Origin of the sequence: Actinoplanes sp. NPDC023801 (genome assembly GCF_040639655.1) — a bacterium.
Taxonomy (GTDB): domain Bacteria; phylum Actinomycetota; class Actinomycetes; order Mycobacteriales; family Micromonosporaceae; genus Actinoplanes.
On the sequence record NZ_JBFAAI010000023.1, the window covers coordinates 15,837 to 37,863 of the forward strand.

10 protein-coding genes are annotated in these 22,027 nt (G+C 72.6%); 5 read left to right on the plus strand and 5 right to left on the minus strand.

Translation table 11 applies throughout. From position 1 onward, the window contains the following. The first annotated feature begins 146 nt into the window (after positions 1-146). Entirely contained in the window at positions 147-4,082 is a 3,936-nt protein-coding gene (locus tag AB0G04_RS31875) for a hypothetical protein (protein WP_360990249.1), read from the plus strand. 63 nt (positions 4,083-4,145) lie between these two features. Here the strand turns inward: AB0G04_RS31875 and AB0G04_RS31880 are convergent, their stop codons facing one another. The 3 genes from AB0G04_RS31880 to AB0G04_RS31890 form a co-directional block, all read right to left on the minus strand. After that, a complete protein-coding gene (locus tag AB0G04_RS31880; RefSeq protein WP_360990251.1) occupies positions 4,146-8,378 on the minus strand; it encodes a bifunctional nitrate reductase/sulfite reductase flavoprotein subunit alpha in 4,233 nt (1,410 codons plus the stop codon). A gap of 127 nt (positions 8,379-8,505) precedes the next feature. Beyond that, positions 8,506-10,974, minus strand: a complete 2,469-nt coding sequence (locus AB0G04_RS31885; RefSeq protein WP_360990254.1) for a fibronectin type III domain-containing protein — start codon at positions 10,972-10,974, stop codon at positions 8,506-8,508. A 30-nt stretch (positions 10,975-11,004) separates the two neighbouring features. Continuing rightward, on the minus strand, positions 11,005-12,225 hold the full coding sequence (locus tag AB0G04_RS31890) for a polysaccharide biosynthesis protein (protein WP_360990256.1): 1,221 nt from the start codon (positions 12,223-12,225) through the stop codon (positions 11,005-11,007). A gap of 111 nt (positions 12,226-12,336) precedes the next feature. Here AB0G04_RS31890 and AB0G04_RS31895 point away from each other — a divergent pair, with 111 nt between their 5' ends. After that, positions 12,337-13,839: a hypothetical protein gene (locus AB0G04_RS31895; RefSeq protein WP_360990259.1), complete on the plus strand. Its 1,503-nt coding sequence runs from the start codon at positions 12,337-12,339 to the stop codon at positions 13,837-13,839. 44 nt (positions 13,840-13,883) lie between these two features. Then, a complete protein-coding gene (locus AB0G04_RS31900; RefSeq protein WP_360990261.1) occupies positions 13,884-14,045 on the plus strand; it encodes a hypothetical protein in 162 nt (53 codons plus the stop codon). On the opposite strand, the gene AB0G04_RS31905 is transcribed toward AB0G04_RS31900, so the two are convergent. Continuing rightward, entirely contained in the window at positions 14,030-15,226 is a 1,197-nt protein-coding gene (locus AB0G04_RS31905) for a glycosyltransferase family 4 protein (RefSeq protein WP_360990475.1), read from the minus strand. The genes AB0G04_RS31900 and AB0G04_RS31905 overlap by 16 nt on opposite strands. A 124-nt stretch (positions 15,227-15,350) precedes the next feature. On the opposite strand from AB0G04_RS31905, the gene AB0G04_RS31910 reads away from it, so the two are divergent. Further along, positions 15,351-19,604 (plus strand): alpha-(1->3)-arabinofuranosyltransferase, encoded by a 4,254-nt coding sequence (locus AB0G04_RS31910; RefSeq protein ID WP_360990264.1) that lies wholly within the window; start codon positions 15,351-15,353, stop codon positions 19,602-19,604. On the opposite strand, the gene AB0G04_RS31915 is transcribed toward AB0G04_RS31910, so the two are convergent. Further along, on the minus strand, positions 19,514-20,713 hold the full coding sequence (locus tag AB0G04_RS31915; RefSeq protein WP_360990267.1) for an acyltransferase: 1,200 nt from the start codon (positions 20,711-20,713) through the stop codon (positions 19,514-19,516). The genes AB0G04_RS31910 and AB0G04_RS31915 overlap by 91 nt on opposite strands. 110 nt (positions 20,714-20,823) lie before the next feature. On the opposite strand from AB0G04_RS31915, the gene AB0G04_RS31920 reads away from it, so the two are divergent. After that, on the plus strand, positions 20,824-21,942 hold the full coding sequence (locus AB0G04_RS31920) for a DUF3068 domain-containing protein (protein WP_360990269.1): 1,119 nt from the start codon (positions 20,824-20,826) through the stop codon (positions 21,940-21,942). Positions 21,943-22,027: the final 85 nt, after the last annotated feature.

Consider the following 22,027-nt stretch of genomic DNA (forward strand, 5'->3'; position numbering starts at 1 on the left):
CTCGGTACTGCGGCGGTCTCCCCCTCTACTACCGGCGCGGGCGGCACCGGGTTCAGCGCCCGCCTTCCCGGCCGGATCGCCAGTTCCACGGGTTGCGCCGATGCGCGAAGCTGTCCTTCCACATCCACCTGACCCTGGGAACGGCCTTGACCACGTCCTATCCCTGCCCGCGATGCGGCGCCGCCGCCGCGCTGCCGGACGGCTGCCCCGCCTGCGGTGCCGGACCCGACCCCGAGGCCGCCGAGGTGATCCGCCTCGACGAGGAGATAGCCGGCCTGACCCGGGAGTGGCAGGACGCCCGCGCCCTGGTCACCGAACTGGACCGGCGCCTGCACGACACCCGCGCCCGCCGCAATCAGGTCGCCGCCCGCGTCGTCGCCCGCCGGCAGCCGGTGCCCGCACCTCAGCCGTCGCCCGCTCCCCCGGTCCCGGTGCCCACCGCGACGGGTGCGTTCGCCGAGCCGGTCGAACCGAAGCTCAGCACGCTCACCGTGCAGAACGTCCTCTTCACCCTCGGCGGCTTGCTGCTCGTCGTGGCGGCCGCGGTGTTCACCGCCGTCGCCTGGGCGCAGGTCGGCGTCACCGGACGGGCGCTGCTGCTCGCCGGAGCCACCGCCGCCGTCCTCGCGGTGCCGCCGTTCGCCGTGCGGCGGGGCCTGACGGCCGCCGCGGAGACCCTCGCGGCCGTCGGCCTGCTCATGATCCTTCTGGACGGCTACGCGGCGTGGGCCGTCGGCCTCCTCGGGATCCGGGAGCTCGAACCCAGCGGGTACGCCGCGGCGGTCCTCGCGGTGACCGCGGCCATCGCTCTCGGCTACTCGGTCCCGACCCGGCTCCGTGGTCCGCGGATCGCCGCGCTGCTCATGGCCCAGCCGGTGTTCCCTCTGCTGGCCGCCGCGGCCGAGGCCGACCTGACCGGCTGGTCCCTGGCGTGCACCGCCACCGCGGCCCTCGACGTCGCCGTCCTGCGGTTCCGGCCCGCCCGGTTCGCCGCCGACGGGCCGGGCGTGGTCACGTACGTCTGCGGCCTTTTCGCCGTGGCCGTCGCCGGCGTCCTCGCCCTCGGCGACCTGGCCTTCGCCACCGGACCGCGGGCTACCGCCGTCGCCGGGCTGGCCCTGCTGCTGCCACCGGCTGTCGTCCTCGTCTGGGCGCTCCTCGCCCGGTTGCCCGTCGCCCAGTCCATCGCCGCCGCGCTGCTCGTGGTGGCCACCGGTGTCGCCGGGGCGCGCTGGGCCTGGACCCTCCACATCGACATCCGGGACTCGTCGTGGCAGGCCAGCCGGCTCGCGCTGCTCGCGCTTCTGATCGCGGCGGCCGTCGCGCTGCTCCCCCGCCGCCTCCCGCAGGTTCTCGCCGGTAGTGCGCCCCCGGGTGGCGGCTCTTCGCCGGGGCCGGCTCCCGCATCCACCGCTCCCGGTACCTCCGCGACACCCTCGCCCTCCGCAGAACCCGCCTCATCCGTTGCCTCCGCGACTGACGCCGCCCCCTCCGCAGAATCCACCTCCTCCGGTGCCTCCGCGACTCACGGCTCCCCCTCGCCCTCCGCAGAACCCGCCTCTCCCGGCGCCTCCGCGACTCACGGCTCCCCCTCGCCCTCCGCAGAACCCACCTCTCCCGGCGCCTCCTCGGCCGGGGACACGGCGGGGACCGGTCCGGCAGCCGCAGGTCCGCGTGCTGCGGGTCCGGCCGGCTCGGGTTCGCCCTCCGCAGGTCCGGGTGCTGCGGCGCGCGTTGGTGCGGGTCCGTCTTCGCGGCGGCGGGTGCCGGTGGCGGTGGGGAACGGGGCCTGGGTAGGGGCGCTCCTCGTCGGTGCGGCACCCGCGATCACCGTGCTGCTCGCGGCGGTGGCCGGGGCGATCCGTAGTGCGGAGACGGCCGGTCAGGTCTTCGGTACGCCAATGGGCGCGACCGTCAGCGGGCCGCAACCCGACATGCTCGTCGCCACCCTGCTCACCGCGGGCGCGTACGCACTCCTGCTGCCCCGCCGGACCCACGCCGACCTGGGCCTGACCGCCTTGGCCGCGGTGGGGTTCCTGGTGCCCGCGGCTTTCGGACTGCCGTGGTGGACCGCATCGGTGGCCGGTGCCGCCGTCGGTTCCGTGGCGCTGATCGCCGCGGCCCGGTCGCGAACGCTGACGGATGCCCTGTACCGGATCGCGGTGTGCCTCACCACGGCCACCCACGCGGTGATCGTCGGCTGTGGGCAGCCCGAGGTCGTGGCCGCGGTGCTCGCCGCGTTCATGCTGCTCGGTACCGGCACCGCCATGGCCCTGCGGAACGCACGGCGCGGTGCGGACGTCGGCGCCGGGTCACTCACGGCGGGCCTGCTCGTGGCACCGCCGGCCGTCTGGCTGGCCCTGTTCGCGGCCGGCGTGCCGGTCACCGGGCGGGTACGGGTCTCGCTCGCCGTCGCGGCGGTGCTCTGCGCGACGGCTCACCTGATCGGCCGGCGGATTCCGGGATACGGACGGTACGCGCTCGGGGTTGCCCTGCTCGCCGCGTCGACCGTACCGATCTGGGCACTGCCCGCCGACGATCCGGCGGCACTGTACGCCGCGGCCGGGCTGCTGCTGATCGTGGCGCTGCTGCCGCTGCCGGGCGCCCGTGGCGGGGGCGCGCTGGTCGCCGCGTTGCCGCCCGCGGTGGCCCTGCTCGCGCTGACCGCCACCGACGTGGCGGTCGTCCTGCTGGAACCGTGGGCGGCCCTGGACGACATCTGGTCCGGCCTTCCGCCGGTACAGTCCCCGGTCACCTGGTCCGGCATCGTCGCCCTGGCCGGAGCCGCCGTCGCGGCCGCCGCCGCGGGCCTGCAGATCGCACGTTCACCACGAGCCGCCGCAATCCCGGACGAACCGCCCACCGGTTCCAACGGCACGCCGACTGCTGGTTCCGGCGGCACGCCGCCCACCGGTTCCAACGGCACGCCGGCTGTCGTTGTGCGGCCGGCGGTGGTGGCCGGGTGGGCGGTGGCACCGTTCGTGGCGGTCATCGTTCCGCTGGTCTTCGCGGCGGCCGGGGCCGGCTGGCCGGCGGTGCCGATCGCCGGGCTGGTGACCGGACTGGCCGGCTTGCTGGCGCTGGCGCTCGCGCCGGCCCGGCACACGGGGGGCAACCTGCTCGCCGTGCTGTTCGGTGCACTCGTAGCCGCCGGGTTCGCGGGGTCGGCAGCCGGTCACGGCGCCACGATCGCCGCGCTGGGGCTCGTGGTGGCCGCGTCCGGGACCGCCGGGCTGCTCGGGCGGCTCGAGTCCGACCGGATCGCGGGGTGGACGGCCGGGAGCGTCTCGGTGGTCGCGCTCTCGTACACCATCGCGGATCTTGTCGATGCCGGGCCGGCCGGACCGCCGCTGTTCATACTCGCCGCGGCGGCCGTCGTCATCGGCCTGGAGTGGGTGCTCAGCGGGCGGCGGCCGGTCGAAGCCCGTGCGCCGTTCGTCGCCGGGCACGCGTCCGCGCTGGTCGCGCTGCTGATCACGGACGGGCTGGGATGGGCCGCGCTGGTCTGCAAACTGTGGGCGCTCGTCCTGACGGTCCGTGCGATGCGGCCGGGCGAGACGCGGCGTACCCGGTTCCGGTACGCGATCGCGGCCGGCTCTACGGCTCTGGCCGGCTGGTGGCTGTTGTTGTCGTCGCGGGATGTCGGGACCACGGAGATCTACACACTGCCGGCGGCGGTCCTGGCCGTGGTTGCCGGCTGGTTCGCCCGCCGGGGCCGGCCGGAACTGCCGTCCTGGACCGCCTACGGACCGGCGCTGGCGGCGGCGTTCCTGCCGACTCTCGCCGTCATCGCGAACAGCACCGCCGAGGAACCGCACTATCTGCGCCGGCTGCTCCTCGGTGTGGGGGCGCTGCTGGTGCTGCTCGCCGGTGCGCGTGCCCGGCTGCAGGCCCCGGTCGTCACCGGCGGAGGGACGTTGCTGCTGGTCGCGTTGCACGAGCTGATCCAGTTCTGGGATCTGCTGCCGCGCTGGGTGCCGCTCGCGGTGGGCGGCCTGCTGCTGGTCGGCATCGCCACCACCATGGAGCAGCGCCGCCGGGATCTGGCCCGCCTGCGAGCCGCCATCACCCGCATGGCGTGACCACCGCGTGGTGACCCGCGCCGCGATACGAACCACAGGTCACCACGCGGGTTGGCGGGTGGGTCAGTAGACGTCCCGGACGTAGCGCTTGTCGGTGGCCAGCTGCTTGATGTAGGCGGTGGCGTCCTCGGGAGTCAGGCTGCCGTGGTTGATGACGATGTCGTGCAGGGCCTGGTCGACGTCGCGGGCCATCCGGCTGGCGTCGCCGCAGACGTAGAAGTGGGCGCCGGCCTGCAGCCAGGCCCAGAGCTGGGCGCCCTTCTCCCGCATCCGGTCCTGGACGTAGACCTTGGTGCGCTGGTCCCGGGAGAACGCCACGTCGAGGCGGCTGAGGATGCCGTCGGCGCGGAGGGCCTCCAGCTCGTCGGCGTAGTAGAAGTCGGTGGTACTGCGCTGTTCACCGAAGAACAGCCAGTTGCCGCCGGGCGCTCCGGTGATCTGTCGTTCCTGGAGGAAGCCGAGGAACGGGGCGACACCGGTACCCGGACCCACCATGATCATCGGCGTGTTGGGGTCGCTGGGCGGGCGGAAGTGCGGCGCCCCCTGCACGAAGACGGCCACCTCGGCACCGGCGGGAGCGTCGGCGAGGTGGGTGGAGCAGACGCCCTTGCGGGTACGGCCACGGTGGTTGTCGAACCGGACCACCGAGACGGTGAGGCTGACCAGTGCGGGGTCGACGACCGGGGTGGAACTGATCGAGTAGTAGCGGGGCTGGAGTCGTTTCAGGACACCGGCCCACTCCTGGGCGGTGGCGCCGACCGGGTGTTCGGCGAGCACGTCGACGGCCTGGCGGCCCCACGTCCACTTGGCGAGCTCGCCCTTGTTGTCGGCGCGCAGCAGGGTCCTGATCTGCGCGGAGCCGCTGCGTTCCGCGACGAAGCGCAGCAGGCCGGTGGTGACCCGGGTGATGTCGAGGTGCCGGGTGAGGGCCTCGGCGACGGTCACGGCGCCGAGCCGGTCGAGCTGGACGGTCGCGTCGGCGGGCAGGGCGGTGATGGCGAGCCATTCGTCGACGAGTTCCGGGCAGTTGACCGGCCACACACCGAGCGCGTCGCCCGCCTGGTAGTCGAGCAGGCCGGCGGTGTCGAAGGTGAACCGCCGCACCTCCTTGGCCGAGCCGGGCAGGCTGAGCAGCCGGTTGCCGACCAGGGCGGCGTTCAGCGGAGCGGCCTTGACCGGCGTGCCGGTGGCGACGGTCACGGACGACGGCACCGCTGACGCGGCCACCGCCGCGGACAGTTCCTGGGCGGTGGAGACGGCGACGGCCGCGGACGGGGCGGTGGAGACGGCCGCGGCCGCGGACGGGGCGGGACCGGGAGTGGCCGGTGAGCCTCCGGTCAGGGCGCCGAGGACCGCGGACAGCCAGCCGTCGGCGGTCTCCTCGAAGTCGGGTTCGCAGTCGGCTCGGGGCGCGAGCCGGATCGCACCGAGTTCGGCGAGCCGTTCGTCGATGCGGCGGCCGTGCCCGCAGAAATCGTCGTAGCTGGAGTCGCCGAAGGCGAGAACGGCGTACCGCTGGCCGTCGAGGCGGGGCGCGCCGTCGCCGGTGAGCGAGTCCCAGAACGTCGTGCCGTTGTCGGGCGCGTCGCCGTCACCGAACGTGCTGGTCACGACGAGCAGATCGGCGCCCGGGTCGAGCAGGTCGGCGGCTGGGCCGTCCATGCCGAGCACGCTCACCTGCCGCCCGGTCTCGGACAGCCGCCCGGCGACGACACGGGCGAAGTCCTCGGCGTTGCCGGTCTGCGAGGCCCAGAGCACCTGCAGGCGTCCGGCCTCCGGCTTCGCGGCGGAAGCAGACCCCGGTGACGGTACGGCCGGGAGCACGCCGGCGAGCAATCCGTTGACCCACATGGCCGTGCCGCGGTCGAACGGCGCGCCCTCCGGCAGCATCGGCGGGCCGGGCCGCAGGGCGGCCCCGGCGAGGAACCCGGCCAGGTATCGCCGCTGGTCCTCGTCGAGCGCGGGCGGCGCCGGGTCGAGCCTGAGCCGCGCCAGCAGCGGATCTGCTCCCGCGGTGAGCGCCGAACCGTCGAGGACACGTGCGGCGGCGGGCGTGCCGGGGAAAGCGGCCGGCGCGGCGGCGGGCGCGGCGGGCGCGGCGGCGAGAGCGGCCGGCGCGGCGGCGATGCGGGTGAGGGACACCGCGCACACCTTCAGTTCCGGCTGGAAGGACAGCGGGTCGACGGCGTCGCTGGTGACCGCGTTGACGCTGACGTACTCGCCGAACAGGTCGTTCCAGTGCATCGGTGCGAAGCAGCTGCCGGGCAGGACCCGGTCGGTGACGACGGCGGGCAGTACGGCCCGGCCGCGCCGCGAGGCGATCTCGACGAGGTCACCGGCCGCGATCTCGAACCATTCGGCATCGATCGCGTTGATCTCGATGAACGGGCCGGGGTTGAGCCGGTTCAGCTTGGCGATCTTGCCGGTCTTGGTCATGGTGTGCCACTGGTGCTGGAGGCGGCCGGTGTTGAGGACGAACGGATAGTCGTCGTCCGGCATCTCGGCGGGGCCGGTGTGCGGGCGGGCGTGGAAGACGGCCTTGCCGCTGGGCGTGGCGAAACGCAGCGGCACCGGCGGAGCGGACCGGGGGGAAGCGGGAGCGGCGGGCCCGGGCGTGGTGCCGTCGACGTAGCGGATCGGGTTGCGGCGGCCGCTGCCGGGCGGGGCCGGCCACTGCACGGGACCGTCCGACAACATCTCGTAGGTGACGCCGCGCAGGTCGTACCCGGTCAGCGGGTTTGCGAAGGTCTTGATCTCCTCGAAGATCTCCTCCGCCGAGGCGTAGGTGAAGGCCTCGCCGTAACCCATCCCGGCCGCGACGCGGGCGATGATCTGCCAGTCGGGGAGCGCCTCGCCCGGCGCCGGGACCACCGGGTGGACCAGCGTGAGGTTGCGCTCCGAATTGATCATGATGCCGTCCGCCTCGGCCCACATGGCGGCGGGCAGTGCGATGTCGGCGTAGGCGTTGGTCTCGGTCTCGGCGAACGCGTCCTGCGTGATCACCAGCTCGGCGGACTCGAGGCCGGCGATGACCGTCCGGCGGTTGCCGACCGACGCGACCGGGTTGGTGCAGACGATCCAGCAGGCTCGGATCTTTCCCGCCGCCATCTGCTCGAACATGTCGACGGTGCCCTTGCCGACCTCGGTACGCAGGGTGCCGGACGGTACGCCCCACGCCTTCTCGGTGAACTCGCGGTCGGCCGGGACCAGCACCGATCGCTGGCCGGGCAGGCCCGGACCCATGTAGCCCATCTCGCGGCCACCCATCGCGTTGGGCTGGCCGGTGAGCGAGAACGGGCCGCTGCCGGTCCGGCAGATCGCGCCGGTCGCCAGGTGCAGGTTGATCAGGGCGTTGGTGTTCCAGGTGCCGTGGGTGCTCTGGTTGAGCCCCATGGTCCACAGGCTGACCCAGTTCCCGGCGCTGCCGATCCACTCGGCCGCGGTCCGGATGTCCGCTTCCGGGATGCCGGTGAGCTCGGCGACCCGGTCCGGCGGATAGTCGGCCAGGAACGCGGGCATCGCCGCCCAGCCCTCGGTGTTCACCGCGATGAACTCGTGGTCGATGTGCCCGTTCTCGATCAGCAGGTGCAGCAGGCCGTTGAGCAGCGCCAGGTCGGTGCCGGGCCGGATCTGCAGGAACAGGCCGGCCTTCTCGGCGGTGGCGGTCCTCCGCGGGTCCACCACGATCAGCCTGGCGCCGGCCTTGACCCGCTCCATCATGCGCAGGAAGAGGATCGGGTGGCAGTCGGCCATGTTGGACCCGATCACCAGGTACGTGTCCGCGTGATCCAGATCGTCGTAGGAGCCGGGCGGCCCGTCGGCGCCGAGCGACAACTTGTATCCGGTGCCCGCGCTGGCCATGCACAACCGCGAGTTCGACTCGATGTTGTTCGTCCCGATGAAGCCCTTGACCAGCTTGTTGGCCAGGTACTGGGCCTCCAGGGTCATCTGGCCGGAGACGTACATGGCGAACGAGTCGGGGCCGTGCTCGTCGATGATCGCGCGCAGCCGCCGGGCGGTCTCGCTGATCGCGTCGCCCACGCCCACGGGTGCGGGTGCCGCGCCCCGGCCGCTCCGGACCAGCGCGGTGTCCAGCCGGCCCGGCGCGGCGAGCAGTTCGGCGCCGGTCGCGCCCTTGGTGCAGAGGCGGCCGGCGTTGGCCGGGTGGTCCCGGTCGCCGCTCACCTTGATCACCTTCAGCGGGCCGTCGTCCTGGCGCGCTACGTCGAGCACCATCCCACAACCGACGCCGCAGTACCCGCAGACGGTTCGCACCCGGGTGACATCGGCAGCCACTGGCACCCCTTCACGATTAGGAACAGACCCAACCTAGAAAGCGCTGGTTTCGACGTCATCACTTGAAAGTGCGTCACCGATTACCCGAAGGTCACCTCCCGCGCCGGGGCGTTGTGAGCGACGGGCGTCACCGTACGGTCGTGGTGGCCGTCGCCGACATCGTGCCGTCGGGCAGCTGGAGCCGGAACTCGTACCGATGGCCGCCGACCAGCAGGGCCGTCTGGTAGCGGCTGCCGGTGACCGGGTACGGATCGGTCCGCCAGGACTCGCCCGTGGTGGCGTCGCGCAACTGCACCCGGTATGTCAGTCCGCGCCGGATCTCGGTCCAGACGACGGTCACCGTGCCGGGCCCGTCACTGCGGGCGCTGATGCTGGTGGGTGCGGCGGAGGGCATCCGGATCCGGTGCGGCTCGGATCGCGGGCCGGTACCGGCCTCGTTGACCTCGGCGACCGCGAACTCGTACTCGTGGCCGCCGGTCAGGTTGCCGATCGCTGCCTTGGTGCCCTCGACGTTGATCCCGTCCTGGACGAACTCCTTCTCCCCGGCGGTGAGGTCGCGGCGGAAGACCTGGAACCACCTGGCGCCGCCGGATCGCCACCTCAGCTCGGCGGTGCCCGGCTCCACTTCGACCTTGAGGCCGGTCGGGGCCTTGGTGGGGACGGCCACGACCGCCCGGATCCGCACCGGCGGCGACTTCTCGCCCAAACCGCCGGAGTTGACGGCGGCGACAGCGAGCTCGTACTCCCGGCCGTGCCGCAGCGGCGCGGTGTCGAAGCTGGGCCGGGTGGTGAGGCCGGGCAGCCCCCAGTCCCCGGTGCCGGCCTCCCGGGTGAACACCTGGTAGGACAGCCCCGGTGCCACGGCCGGCCACTCCAGGTGGACGGAACCGTCGGCTCGGGTCTCGGCGCTGGGTTGCCCCGGTGCCGCCGGTGGCGCCACCCGCGGCGTGACGCGCACACCCCGTGACGGCGGGCTGTCGCCGCCTCCGCCCACAGCGACCACGGTGATCTCGTACTCGTGGCCGTGCCGCAGCGGCCCGATGGTGGCGCTCACCCCGGGGAAGGTGCCGGCCTCCGCAGGTTTCCTCTGCTTCTCGGTGAGGTCCCGGTGGAACACCTTCACGAGCTGGACGAACGGGATCTCTCCCCAGCGCACCGTGACCCGCCCGTCGGAGAGCGCCTGGACCTCGACCGTGCCCGGAGCGTCCGGCGGCGGCACGGTCGCCCGCATCCCGGCAGCCGGCGAGAGCGTGCTCTCGCCACGCGCCGTGACGGCGGTGACCGCGAACTCGTAGTCGTGGCCGTTGGTCAGGAAGTCGGAACGATAGGTGGTGTTCGAGCCGGGGACGTCATCGGGGAGGCGTACGAAATGGGTCTGCCCGGCCGTGACGTCCCGCCGGTACACCCGGTAGGAGATGCCCTCGCCGCCGACCGGCCGCCACGCCAGGCTCGCGGTGCCGGCACCGTCGGCGGCGGCGGTGAGTCCCTCGGGCACGGCCGGGCCCCGCGCCGGGCCGGCCGGCGGCCACTTGACCTCGACGAACCGGGGGCGGTAGACACCGGCGTCGGCGTAGGTGACCGCCTCGTCCAGGTTGTTCACGTTGTACGACACCAGCAGCCGCCCTTTGCGCGACAGCTCGAGGTGCACGTCGGCGTCGTACACGATGTGTCCCGCGCCGACCTCGGGCGCGCGGAACAGATGGTGGGGACCGCTGAACGGCCCGGTCGGTGAGTCCGCGGTGTACGCCACGAAGTCCGCGCTGAAGATCAGGTTGTTCTCGTGGGTGACCAGCACGTAACGGTCGCCGACCCGGCGCACACCGTAGTTCGTGCCCACACCGCTGAGCAGGCGCGCCGAGGCGCCCTCGCTGGTGGACCAGCCGCTGCCGTTCCAGAATTCCCAGGCGCCGCCCAGGTCCGGGCCGGCCGTGCGGGCCACGTGCGCGAACTTCATCGCCCCGGCCCCCTCGGTGCCGTAGACGTAGAAGCGCCCGCCCTCGGCCATCACCTCGGAGCCCCAGGAGATCCGGTCACCGACCGGCAGCTCCCGGACCGGGCCGGGGACCAGGCCCGCCTCGCTGAAGTCGGCAAGCATCGTCCCGGTGAGCTTGTGGTCGAGCGGGCCGGCACCGGAGCGGCGGTACGAGTTGGCGAGCACCTGCACGCGGCCACCGGTCACCGCCGCGTCGCCGATCCAGTTGAACTCGCCCTCGGTCGGCGCCGGCACCAGCGCGGTGGGGGCGGACGCACGCCCTCCGAAGTGGAACCGGCCCAGCCGGCCGTCCTCCTGGACGATCGCCGAGTTGCTGATCAGCCCGGAGTTGCGCGGCCGGGAGCCGTCGGCGCCGGGACGGCCGAGAAAGGTGTCCGAGAACAGCCAGAGGGTCCGGCCGCCGGACAGTGCCACCGAGGCGGTGCGGTCAGCGCCCAGCCAGGTGCCGGACGTGTCGCCGTACTGCTCGAACATCGTGTTCAGGTCGGCCGCTGAGAACTTGCCCTCCTCGTCGCCGACGTCAGCGGATCGGGCCACGGCCGTCACCAGCGCTCCGGCTGCCAATGCGGCAGCGACGCCGCCGATGAGGACGCGACGTGTCACCGTACGCAATGCCCAGACCCCCGTCCGCTGTTACTCGACGCTGAGGGTCGCATCCTTAGATTGCCTTTCGGTAACGGATGTCCGGAGTCGTACCGCTACCAGCACACTCGTCGCCAAGAGGGCGGCCAGCGACGCTCCGAATGCACTCCAGGCGATATCCACCACCCTGTGCGGAACGACCAGCCAGACCGCGGCGACCAGCAGTACGGTGACCGCCCACAGTGGCGCCGACGGCCACCGGGCCCCCGCCGCGACCTGAGCGTTGATCAGCATGAACACCAGCCCGTAGCAGGCACCGGTGGCCGCGAAGATCGGGGCGTACCGGCCCAGGCCCTCGTAGTCCGGCCCGCCGGCGAGCCGGAACGCCAGCCCACCGGCCAGGGCGGCGGCAGTCACCAGGAACGCGCCGCAGGCGCCGACGAGCAGAAGACCGAGGCGCAGCGTCCGCCGGTCGCCCTGCGCCAGCCGGGGCAGAGCGAGCACCGTCACCACCTGCGGCGCCCACAGCGCGCCCTTGGTCAGGACGGTGCCGACCGCGTAGGCGCCCGACGCGTCCGGCGGGAGGAAACGACGGGACAGGAGCAGATCGGCGTACGAGACGACGAGCGTCGCGAGAGTGGCGGCGCCCGCCGTGAACACCGCGCGCAGCGCGAGCGGTTCGCCGCGCACGGGCGTCCCCCGCCGCCGGGCCAGCAGGTACAACGCCGGCAGGGCGAGGATCGCCGTCGCCGCTCCGATCAGCAGGGAGACGGTCAGGCCCGCGCCGGCGGCCAGGCCCAGCACCACCCCGCCGTACCGGCCGGCGGCCACCACGGCCAACCCGGCGGCGAGCTGCAGGAAGCGCTCGTCGCCCTGCATCTCGCCGAGCCAGCGCCCGGCCGCGACCACCCCGATCGTCGAGACGGCGGCCAGTAGCGTCGCCGGCGCCGGCAGCCGCAGCACGACCACCGCGACCGGCAGGACCAGGAGCAGCGCGCCGGCCGCCGCCACCACGGTGAGCAGTGCCGCGCGGCCGGACGGGGACGGCCCGGTACGGGCCCGGTGCACGGCCACCGCGATCTGCAGGCCGGTGCTCGCCACCCCGACGATCGCGGTCATCGCCAGGAGCGTGGCGAGCACACTGAGGTCAGCCGCGGTCAGCCGCCGCGCGCCGATCACCGGCACGATGTACGCCAGCCCGTTGGCGAGCACACCGGCCACGGTGACCGCCAGTCCCGCTGTACCGATACCGCCCAGCTTCGCCATGCTCATGTCCCTGCTTCATCGTGCCCAGATCGGTGGATCACACTAGGGGAGCGACCCCAGAGGAGGAGGTTCGTCCTGCGACGGTTCGCCCTACCCGTCACGGCGCTGATCGTCACGGTGCTCGTGCTGGCTCCGCTTGCCGCGCCCGGCTACGTGCTCTCGTACGACATGGTGTTCGTGCCGCGTCAGCCGCTGCGGTGGGAGCTCGTCCTGCCGTCGGCGACCCTGCCCCGGGCGGTCCCTCTGGACGCGCTGGTCTCGCTGTCCACCCACGTCGTGCCGGGCTGGCTGCTGCAACGGCTGGTACTGGCCGCGATCCTGCTGCTCGCCGCGATCGGCGCGGGCCGTCTGGTCCCGGGGATGCGGACCGGTACCCGGCTGGTGGCGGCGGTCGCCTACGCATGGACGCCGTACCTAGCCGAACGGCTTCTGCTCGGGCAATGGGGTCTGCTGCTGGCGTACGCCGCCCTGCCCTGGCTGGCCGGCGCCGCGCTGCGGGTGCGCGCCGGGGATCGTCGCGCGCTGCTGCCGCTGGCGGGCTGGGCCGCGCTCGCCGCGGTCACGCCGACCGGCGGGCTGATCGCGCTGGCCACGGTCGTGGTACTGACGTCGTCCTGGCTCGCCGCCGGGGTGACGCTGCTGCTCGACTCCCCGTGGTTGCTGGCGGCCGCGCTGACCGACGCGGACGCGCGCAGCGACCCGGACGGGGTGGCCGCGTTCGCCGCCCGCGGGAACGACTGGACCGGGGCCCTCGGCGCACTGCTCGGCACCGGCGGTACGTGGAACGCGCAGACGGTGCTGCCGAGCCGAACCTCGGTTCTGGCCCCGGTGGGGACGCTGGCGCTGCTGGTCCTCGCCGGGTTCGGCCTGCGCGAACTGTGGCGGCGGTGGCCGGCCGGGGCGGCCGCGCGGCTGACGGCACTGGCCGCGGGCGGGTTCGCGGTCGCGCTGCTCGGTGTCGTCCCCGGCGTGCGTGACCTGCTGAAGTGGCTGGTCATGACGATGCCCGGAGCCGGTCTCGTGCGGGACGGGCAGAAGTTCGTCATGCCGTACACCCTTCTGCTCTGTCTCCTGGTGGCGCTGGGGGCCGAACGCGCCGCGGGCCGGATCACGGACCGCACGACCGGCCGGGTGGTGCTGGGCGCCGTGCTGCTGCTCCCGGTGGCGCTGCAGCCGGATCTGGCGCTCGGTGCCGGGAACCGGTTGCGGCCGGTCGCCTACCCCGCGGACTTCGTGGTGGTGAACCGCCTGGTGGCCGCTGATCCCGGCCCGGTGGTGTCACTGCCGCTCGCCGCCTATCACAGCTATCCCTGGAACCACGGCCGGACCGTGCTGGATCCGTTGCCGCGCTATCTCGACGCCGATGTGCTGACCGATGACCGGTTGAGGGTGGGGAGGATTGTGGTGGGAGGCGAGGATCGCCGGGCCACCGCTGTCCGGCAAGCTCTCACGAGCGGCGCCCCACTGGCCGATCTGGGGGTGCGCTGGGTGGTGGTGCAACGTGTCGTGGGGACTCCCGCGATCCCGAGTACCTCGCTGACCGGTTTACGGATGGTGCACGACGGACCCGACCTGGATCTGTACGTGAACACCCTTCGCAGGGAAGTTACTACGTGGTAGCGTCCCGCGCACGCAGAGCACATGGTCCACAGGAGGAGTCAAGTATGCGCAAGACCCTACCGCTCGTCGTCGCCGGGGTCGCGGCCCTGGCGCTCGGCATCCTCGGCACGGCCGCTCTCGCGGCGAGCGTCATCAGCTCGCCGACCGAGGCCGCGGCCAGCGTCGACGAGGCCAGCCTGACGACGGGCGTTTACGGAACCAGGTGAGTGCGTGGTCCCGGCGCTGTCGCCGGGACCATCACCGGCTGCATCACCAGTGCGGCGAACTTCTCCCCCGCCGACGGCCACGTGAAGTGATCCGCGTGCGCCCGTGCCGCGCTGCCCATCCCGGCGCGCAGAGCATCGTCCGCGAGCAGCAACCGCACCTTGGCAGTGAAGTCGGCGGGATCGTCGGCCAGTAGCCCGGTCTGCCCGTCGACCAGGGACTCCTCCACACCACCGGCACCCCGGAACGCGATGTTCGGCGTGCCGACCGCGCCGGCCTCGACGATGGTCAGGCCCCAGCCCTCCTTGAGCGACGGCGTCAGCGCCACCCACGCCTCGCTCATCAGGACCCGCTTCTCCTCGTCGCTGACGAAGCCGGCGAACCGCACCCGGTCGGCAATGCCCAGCTTGACGGCGTACTCCCGCAGCTCGGCCTCCCACCAGCCCTGCCCGGCGACGGACAGGGTCAGGCCGGGGAACTCACCGGCGAGGCAGGCCACCGCGTCCAAGGCCATCTCGACCCGCTTGTGCGGAACCAGCCGGCCCACCACGACCAGGGACGGCTCGGGGGTACGCGCCACCGGCACCGCGGGCCGCATGTCCGGCGTCCCGTTGTGAATGATCGAGACCCGGTGCGGGTCGACACCGAGCACGGCGAGTTCCTCCCGGGTCGCCGCCGAGACCGCCACGTACCTGCATCGGCGGTACACCCGGGGCGCCAGCCACGACTCGATCCACCAGCCGATCCGGGCCAGGCGGGGGGTCAGGACAACCGGCCACTGCTCCCGGTGCACGTGGTGCACAAGGGCGATCACCGGGCAGAAGGCCCATAGCGGAGAAAGGAAGGGCAACCCGTTGCCGACGTCGACGATCACGTCCGGGCGCCCGCCGTGCCGCCGGCTCAGCGGGCCGAAGCCGAGAGCGCCGATCAGGTAGAGCAGCGCCGCCTGGAGATAGACCGTGTGACGCCCACCGCGGCGCACCACCCGAATCCCGGCCTCGGTCACCTCGTCCGCGGGACCATCGCTGTGAGCTGCGCAGAAGAGCGTGGCCCGGTGCCCCCGGCGGATCAATTCCGCGGCGATCTTCTCCACGTAGACTTCTGATCCGCCACCGTGAGGGTTACGAGTGTCCCGCCAGTTGAGGAACAAGACTTGCCGGTTTCCGGCCGCCGGTACGTCCACAGTCACCTCTACTAGCGAGTAGCATTCGCGGGTCGCGTCACACTATGGGGTTGCCAAGTAACTCCGCAATGGCGGAACAGGGAGAAAAATGCGCCACCCACGGGCAGAGTCCGGGCCAGCTCCGGTGGGCGGTGTCGCATCGACCGCCGTCTGGCGGATGCGCCTGATCACGGTCTGTCTCGGCCTGACCGCGCTGGCGTTCCTGCAGGAGCCGGGCCAGATCGTCATCGATACCAAGGTCGACCTGGTGGTCGATCCGGCGGGATGGCTCAGCCGCGCCCTGAACGTCTGGGATCCCAACGGGACCTTCGGGCAACTGCAGAACCAGGCGTACGGCTACCTGTGGCCGATGGGCGCGTTCTTCCTGGCGGGCAAGTCGATCGCGCTGCCCGCCTGGGTGATCCAGCGGCTCTGGTGGTCGCTCGTCATGACGGTCGCCTGCACCGGCGTGGTGAAGCTGGCCGAGCGTCTCGGCATCGGCTCGCCGTGGACCCGGCTCGTCGCCGGTGCGGCCTTCGCCCTCTCCCCGCGGATGATCACCGAGCTCGGCCCGATCTCGGTCGAGGCGTGGCCCAGCGCCATCGCACCCTGGGTGCTGATCCCGCTGGTCGGCCTCGCGCACGGCAAGCCGCTGGCCCCCGCGGTCGCCCGCTCGGCGATCGCGGTGGCCTGCGCCGGTGGCGTCAACGCGACCGCCGTACTGGCCGTCGTGCCGCTCGCCGGCCTGTGGCTGCTCGGGCTGCGTCCCCTCAGCCTGCGCGTCAAAGCGCTGCTGGCCTGGGGTGCGGCGGTTGCCTGCGCCACCGCCTGGTGGCTGGGCCCGCTGCTCGTGCTGGGCCGCTACAGCCCGCCGTTCCTGGACTACATCGAAACCGCGAACGTGACCACGGCGCCGACCGACATGGTCTCGGTGCTGCGGGGAGCGTCGCACTGGCACGCCTACCTCTCCAGCTCGTTCGGCCCGCCGTGGACGGCCGCCTGGCGGATCGCCACGGAACAGGGCCTGATCCTGGCCACCCTGGTCGTCGCCGGCCTGGGTGTCGCCGGCCTGGCCCGCCGGGGCATGCCGCACCGCTGGTTCCTGATCACCGGCCTGCTGTGCGGGCTCGCCCTCGTCGGCCTTGGACACATCGGCAGCGTCTCCGGGCTCTTTCCGGAATCGCAGCAGGCATTTCTGGACGGGGCCGGCGCCCCGCTGCGCAACGTGCACAAGTTCGACGTGGTGGTCCGTCTGCCGCTGATCCTCGGCATGACTCACCTGCTGACCCTGTTCAGCCGGGCCGCCGCCATCGCCCCCCGCCCGCGGCTCCGGCTCGCCCAGCTGCGCGCCGCCGGGGTCGGCGGCATCGCCCTGATCGCGGTGGCCGGTGTCGCCGCACCGGCGCTCGGCGGTGGGCTGGCCGCGCAGGGCAGCTTCCAGGAGGTCCCCGGATACTGGCGCGAGGCGTCCGCCTGGCTCAACCAGAACCTCGACCAGGAACACGTGCTCGTGGTGCCCGGCTCCCGTTTCCCCCGCTACCTGTGGGGCAGCCCGAGCGACGAGATCACCCAGCCGCTGCTCGACAAGCGGTGGGGCGTGCGCAGTTCGATCCCGCTGACCCCGCCGGAGACCATCCGGGTGCTCGACACCATCGAGCAGACCCTCAGCACCGGTTCCGGCTCGGCCGGGCTGGCCGAGTACCTGCGCCGGTCCGGCGTGCGTTACCTGCTTCTGCGGTCGGACCTGGCGTACGGCCGGTCCGGCGCCACCCAGCCGATCGTCGTCAAGCAGGCGCTGTCCCGGTCCCCGGGCCTGCGGCAGGTGACGGCCTTCGGCCCCGACGTGGGCGGCGGCCGGCTGCCGGGCATCCACATCGACAACGGCTTCGACGTCAAGGTACGCACCCTCGAGATCTGGGCCGTCGAGGACGAGACCGAGCCGGTCGTGTCGTACGACGCGACCGCCCTGACCACCGTCGTCGGCGGGCCGGAGTCGGTGCTCGCCGCCGCCACCGCCGGGGTGCTGCCGGAGGGGCCGACGGTGCTCGCCGGGGACCGTACCGAGGCGACCCCGGACGGCCCGGTCATCGTGACCGACGGCCTGCGCCGCCGGGAGGTCGCCTTCGGCCGCTCCCACGACAGCGCCTCGGCCACCATGCGGGCGACGGATCAGGCCCGGCTGGACGCTCCGGCACGTGACTACCTGCCGGACTGGGCCGAGGGCAACGAGACCGTCGCCGAGTACCGGGGCGTCACGTCGATCACCGCCTCCAGTGCCTTCTCCGACGCCCAGCCGCTGAGCGGGGCACGTCCCGGCCACCAGCCGTACGCGGCGATGGACGGCGACACCGCCACCTCCTGGCGGTCGGCGCCCGGCACCGTCGCCACCGAGCAGTGGTTCGAGGTGCGGTTCGACACCGCCCGGGTGATCAGCTCGGTGAGCCTCGGCTTCGACGAGGGCACCGACTCGCTGCCGACCCGGATCACCGTGACCACCGGCGACCGGCAGCCGGTCAGCAAGACCGTCGACACGAAGGCCGTCGACACGAAGGCCGCCACCACGGTGGTGCTCGGCGCGACCGCGCCCACCGACCGGATCCGGATCACGTTCGACGAGGTGCTCGACCGGCGGATCGGCTTCGGCGGCGTCGGCATCACCGAGCTCGCGTTCCCCGGCGTGACCGCGGAGCGGACCCTGCGGACGCCCGGATCACCGGTCGCCGGCACGGCGCCGAGCATGGTGTTCAGCGCCGCGCCGGCCGTACCCGCGTGCTACTTCACCGACAGCGGCCAGGCCGTCTGCAACACCGACCTGGCTCGCGTCTCCGAGGACGGCACCGAGATCAACCGGGTCACCGCCCTGCCGGTCGCGGCGGACTACGACCTGACCGTCCGGGCCCGGCCCCGTCCGGGCACGGCGCTCAACGCGCTGCTCGACACGGGTGGCAGGGCCGCGGTCACCCGCGGGATCCGGACGGCTGTCACGGCGTCCAGCGTCGGCGTACCGGAACCGGCGGCCCGGCCCGGAGCGGCGGCCGACGGCGATCCCGGCACCGCCTGGTACGCCGCCGACGACGACCCGGAGCCTTGGCTGCGACTGGTCTGGCCGGCCCGGCGCCAGGTCTCCGGTGTCCGTCTGACCCTCACCCCGGGCACGGCCGCGGCCCAGCCCTGGAAGGTGACCGTGATCGGTGACGGCGGCATCCGTACCGGCTCGCTCGACTCCACCGGCCTCCTCACGTTCACGGCACCGATGAGCACCAACGAGCTCACCGTGCTGATCTCGGACTCGATACCGGCGGCGAGCTACGACCCGTACCGGAACTCCCACCGCAATCTGGCGGTCGGCGTCAGCGAGCTCACCGTCCTGCCCGACAAGGCGCCGGCCCTGAACTCGGCCACCGCCAAGGTCGACCTGGGCTGCGGCAGCGGGCCTCGGGTCACCGTCGCCGGGTCGGTCCGGCAGACCTCCTTGATCGCCAGCCGGCGTGACCTGCTCCAGTTGCGCGAGGTGGACGCGCTCGTCTGCGGCCCCGAGGCGAAGAAGGCGCTTCCGGTCGACGCGGGCGAGACCCGTCTGCTGGCGACCGCGTCGGCCGTGGCCGTGCCGGTGCAGGTGACCCTCACCCCGCGCGGCGCCGCACCGGCCACGACCGGGGCGAAGCCGGGGATCGCGCCGGTCCGGTATCCGGCCGCCACGACGTCGGTCAAGGTGCCGGTCCGGGTCGACGCCTGGGGCCCCACCGTGCGGCGGCTGCACCTGGACACGTACGCCGGGCAGCGGGTCCTGGCACTGCGGGAGAACGCCAACGCCGGCTGGTCCGCCAGCCTCGGCGGCGAGAAGCTGCCCGTCGTCAAGGTCGACGGCTGGCAGCAGGCATGGCTGGTACCGGCCGGCATCTCCGGTGAGGTGGTGCTCCGGTTCGGGCCGGACCGGATCTACACCGCCACGATGATCGGCGGAGCGGTGCTGCTCATCGGGGTCGCGGTGGTGGCCGCGCTGACCGGGTCAGCCCGGCCGGCCGGGACCGTGCCGGCCGGTGTGCGCGGCCGGCGCCGGCTGCTCGTGCCCGCCCTGTTCGGCGGGGTGGCGCTGCTGCTGGCCGGCGGCACCGCCGCGGCCGGCCTGGCCCTGATCGCGGCGGCCGCCGTCCTGGTCCTGCGGGTGCTGCGGCCGTACTTCGGGACGTACGACCGCCGGCGGCTCAGCCGGCTGAGCCTGCTCGTCGACTGGCTGCTGCCGGTGGGCCTGTTCGCGATCGCGGGCTGGTTCGCCGTGGTCGTCGGCGGCCACACCGCGGCGCTGCCTCAGCTGACCTCGCTGGCCTGCGTGGTACTGCTCTGGCTCTCGGTGCTGCTCGGCCGGGGCGTCCGCGGCCAGCGCTGGCTGAAACGCTGACAGGGGCTTTCGATCAGGTGGTAGCAGAGGGTGGCGAGCACCAGCCCGCCGGCCAGGGTGATGGCGAAGGTCCAGCCGAATGAGCCGCTGAACTCGGGCCGGCCGGTGACCCAGTAGATCGACTCGATGACGAACGGGTGCCACAGGAACAGGCCGTAGGAGACCGCGCCGAGCCACTTGACCGTGCCACCGCTGAGCGCCTGCTTGGCCCGGGTCTCCGGGCCGAAGGCGAGCGGCACCACGATCAGGACGGCGAGCAGCGCGTAGAGCACGAGCTTCGCGGCGAGCTCACCGCCGGTCGGCTCGGTCAGGCCGTGCGGGCCACCGACCGGGGTGGTGGCGATGGCGAAGATCGCCAGCGCCGCCACCCAGCAGGCCAGCGGAGCCGTGGCCACGGCGTCCAGGAAGCCCCAGCGGGCCATCCGGCCGTCGCGCAGACCGACGTGCACGGCGGCGAGCAGCATGCCGGCGCCGAACCACAGGGCATAGGCGGGCAGCCACATCGTGTACGGCGTCGGGGTGAGCACCCCGCCGCCGATCAGCCCGACCCACGCCGCCGTGACCAGCACCGAGACGCCGATGATCGTCCACGGACGGCCGGACCGCCCGCGGCCGGCGGTCAGGAACACTGCGAACACCGGGAGCAGCAGGTAGAAGACCACCTCGGTGGCGAGGCTCCAGGTCTGGCTGAGGCCGTGTCTGAGATTCCCGGCCTCGTAGATCTGGGTGAGCGTGAGGTGCCGGATCCAGTCGGCGTTGGTGACGTCCGCGTTGCGCGGCAGCAGGAGCAGGCAGAGCACCACGGTCACCCAGTAGGCGGGGAGGATGCGCATGGCCCGGCGCCAGAGGTACCGCAGAGGGTCCGGAGCGGGCCTGCCGGTCGCCTCGGCATGGACCCACGGACGGAACAGCAGGAACCCGGAGAGCACGAAGAACACCGCCACGCCGGCGTCGAGGCGGGACAGCCAGCCGCTCCATTCGCCCCCGGAGGTGTTGATGCCGGTGGCGAACCCGACATGATGTCCGACGACGGCCACCGAGCCGATCACGCGGACGGCGTCGAGTGCCGGGACACGGTGCAGGGTGGGCGTTGAAATCGGTGCAGACATGTGCCGTCCAAGGGTTCCGTAACCATGTAACCGACGAGTAACCTCCGGTCATTATCGGCGACGAGCTCACTCTTGAGGGATAGCAGTCGGCCGTCTGAATGGGAGGATCAGTGAAAGCTCGTCTGGGTGCCGTGCTGTTCGGCATCGGATTCTTCGCCGTGGTGCTTGCCGCGGGCGTGGCGTTCTACGTGGCGCCGTCGGCCGCACAGCTGCCCTACGACCTCCGGCCTTGCACGCCGGAGATCACCGAGGACTGCCTGAAGGCAAGCGTGGCCGAAGCGAAGAACGCGCGGTTCCTCTACACCGAGGGTGGCGCGAACCCGGTCGTCAAGATCGAGACGGGTACGCTCCGGTCGACCACGGAGATCAAGCCACTGGCGGACACCACCGACCTGGAGATCGACGGCGGGACGATCGACGACTCCACGGTCATCTGGCAGGCATACGGCACGGTGCTCTGGGCCGAGCAGGACAAGGTCGTCAGTGCCTACGAGGCGCGTCTGGCCCTCGACCGGAAGTCCGCGGGCGCGGTCGACTGGCCCGGTCAGGAACTCGACGACGTGGCCAAGGTCGAGGGCTCCACTCCTCCGGCTCCCGCCGAGGTGTCGTTCACCGGCCAGCTCTACAAGTTCCCCTTCGGGACCGAGCAGAAGACGTACCAGTACTTCGACCGGGACCTGAAGAAGGCGCTCCCGATCGAGTTCAAGGGCGCCGAGGACATCCAGGGCCTCGAGACCTACAAGTTCGAGCAGGTCATCCCCGAGACGCCGCTGGTGTTCTCGGAGGACCGGATCAAGTCGCTGCTCACCGCTTTCGCGACCCCGGACGCCACCAGCGGCCAGGTCACCTATGCGAACACCCGCACCATCTGGGTGGAGCCGGTCAGCGGCACCTTCGTCAAGGTCCAGGAGCAGCAGAGCAAGAAGCTGGTCCCGAACGTCGGGCAGCCCACCGATCTGCTCGACGGCGTGTTCGCGTACACCGACGAGACGGTGAGCAACAGCGTCGAGTCGGCGGGCGCCAACAAGTCGCAGGTTCTGCTGATCAGCCGTTACCTGCCGATCGGCGCCGCCGTGCTCGGTGCGCTCCTGCTGATCGTCGGTCTGTGGATGGTGACCACCGCGCGCCGGGCCGCGCCGGCCAAGCACGCGGCGGGTGCCAAGCACGAAGAGATCACCGAGCCGGTCACCCCGGTCAGTGCGGACGGCACCAACAAGTCCACCAGCTGACCGTTCCGGTACCACTGAAAGGCCCGCATTCCTCGATGGGAATGTGGGCCTTTCACTGCATCATCCGCACGTCCGCCGGATCGGG

Excerpts from the sequence above, each read along its gene's own strand:
- AB0G04_RS31890 (WP_360990256.1), bottom strand. The coding sequence starts at position 12,225 with ATGAGCATGGCGAAGCTGGGCGGTATCGGTACAGCGGGACTGGCGGTC.
- AB0G04_RS31900 (WP_360990261.1), top strand. The coding sequence starts at position 13,884 with ATGCGCAAGACCCTACCGCTCGTCGTCGCCGGGGTCGCGGCCCTGGCG.
- AB0G04_RS31915 (WP_360990267.1), bottom strand. The coding sequence starts at position 20,713 with ATGTCTGCACCGATTTCAACGCCCACCCTGCACCGTGTCCCGGCACTC.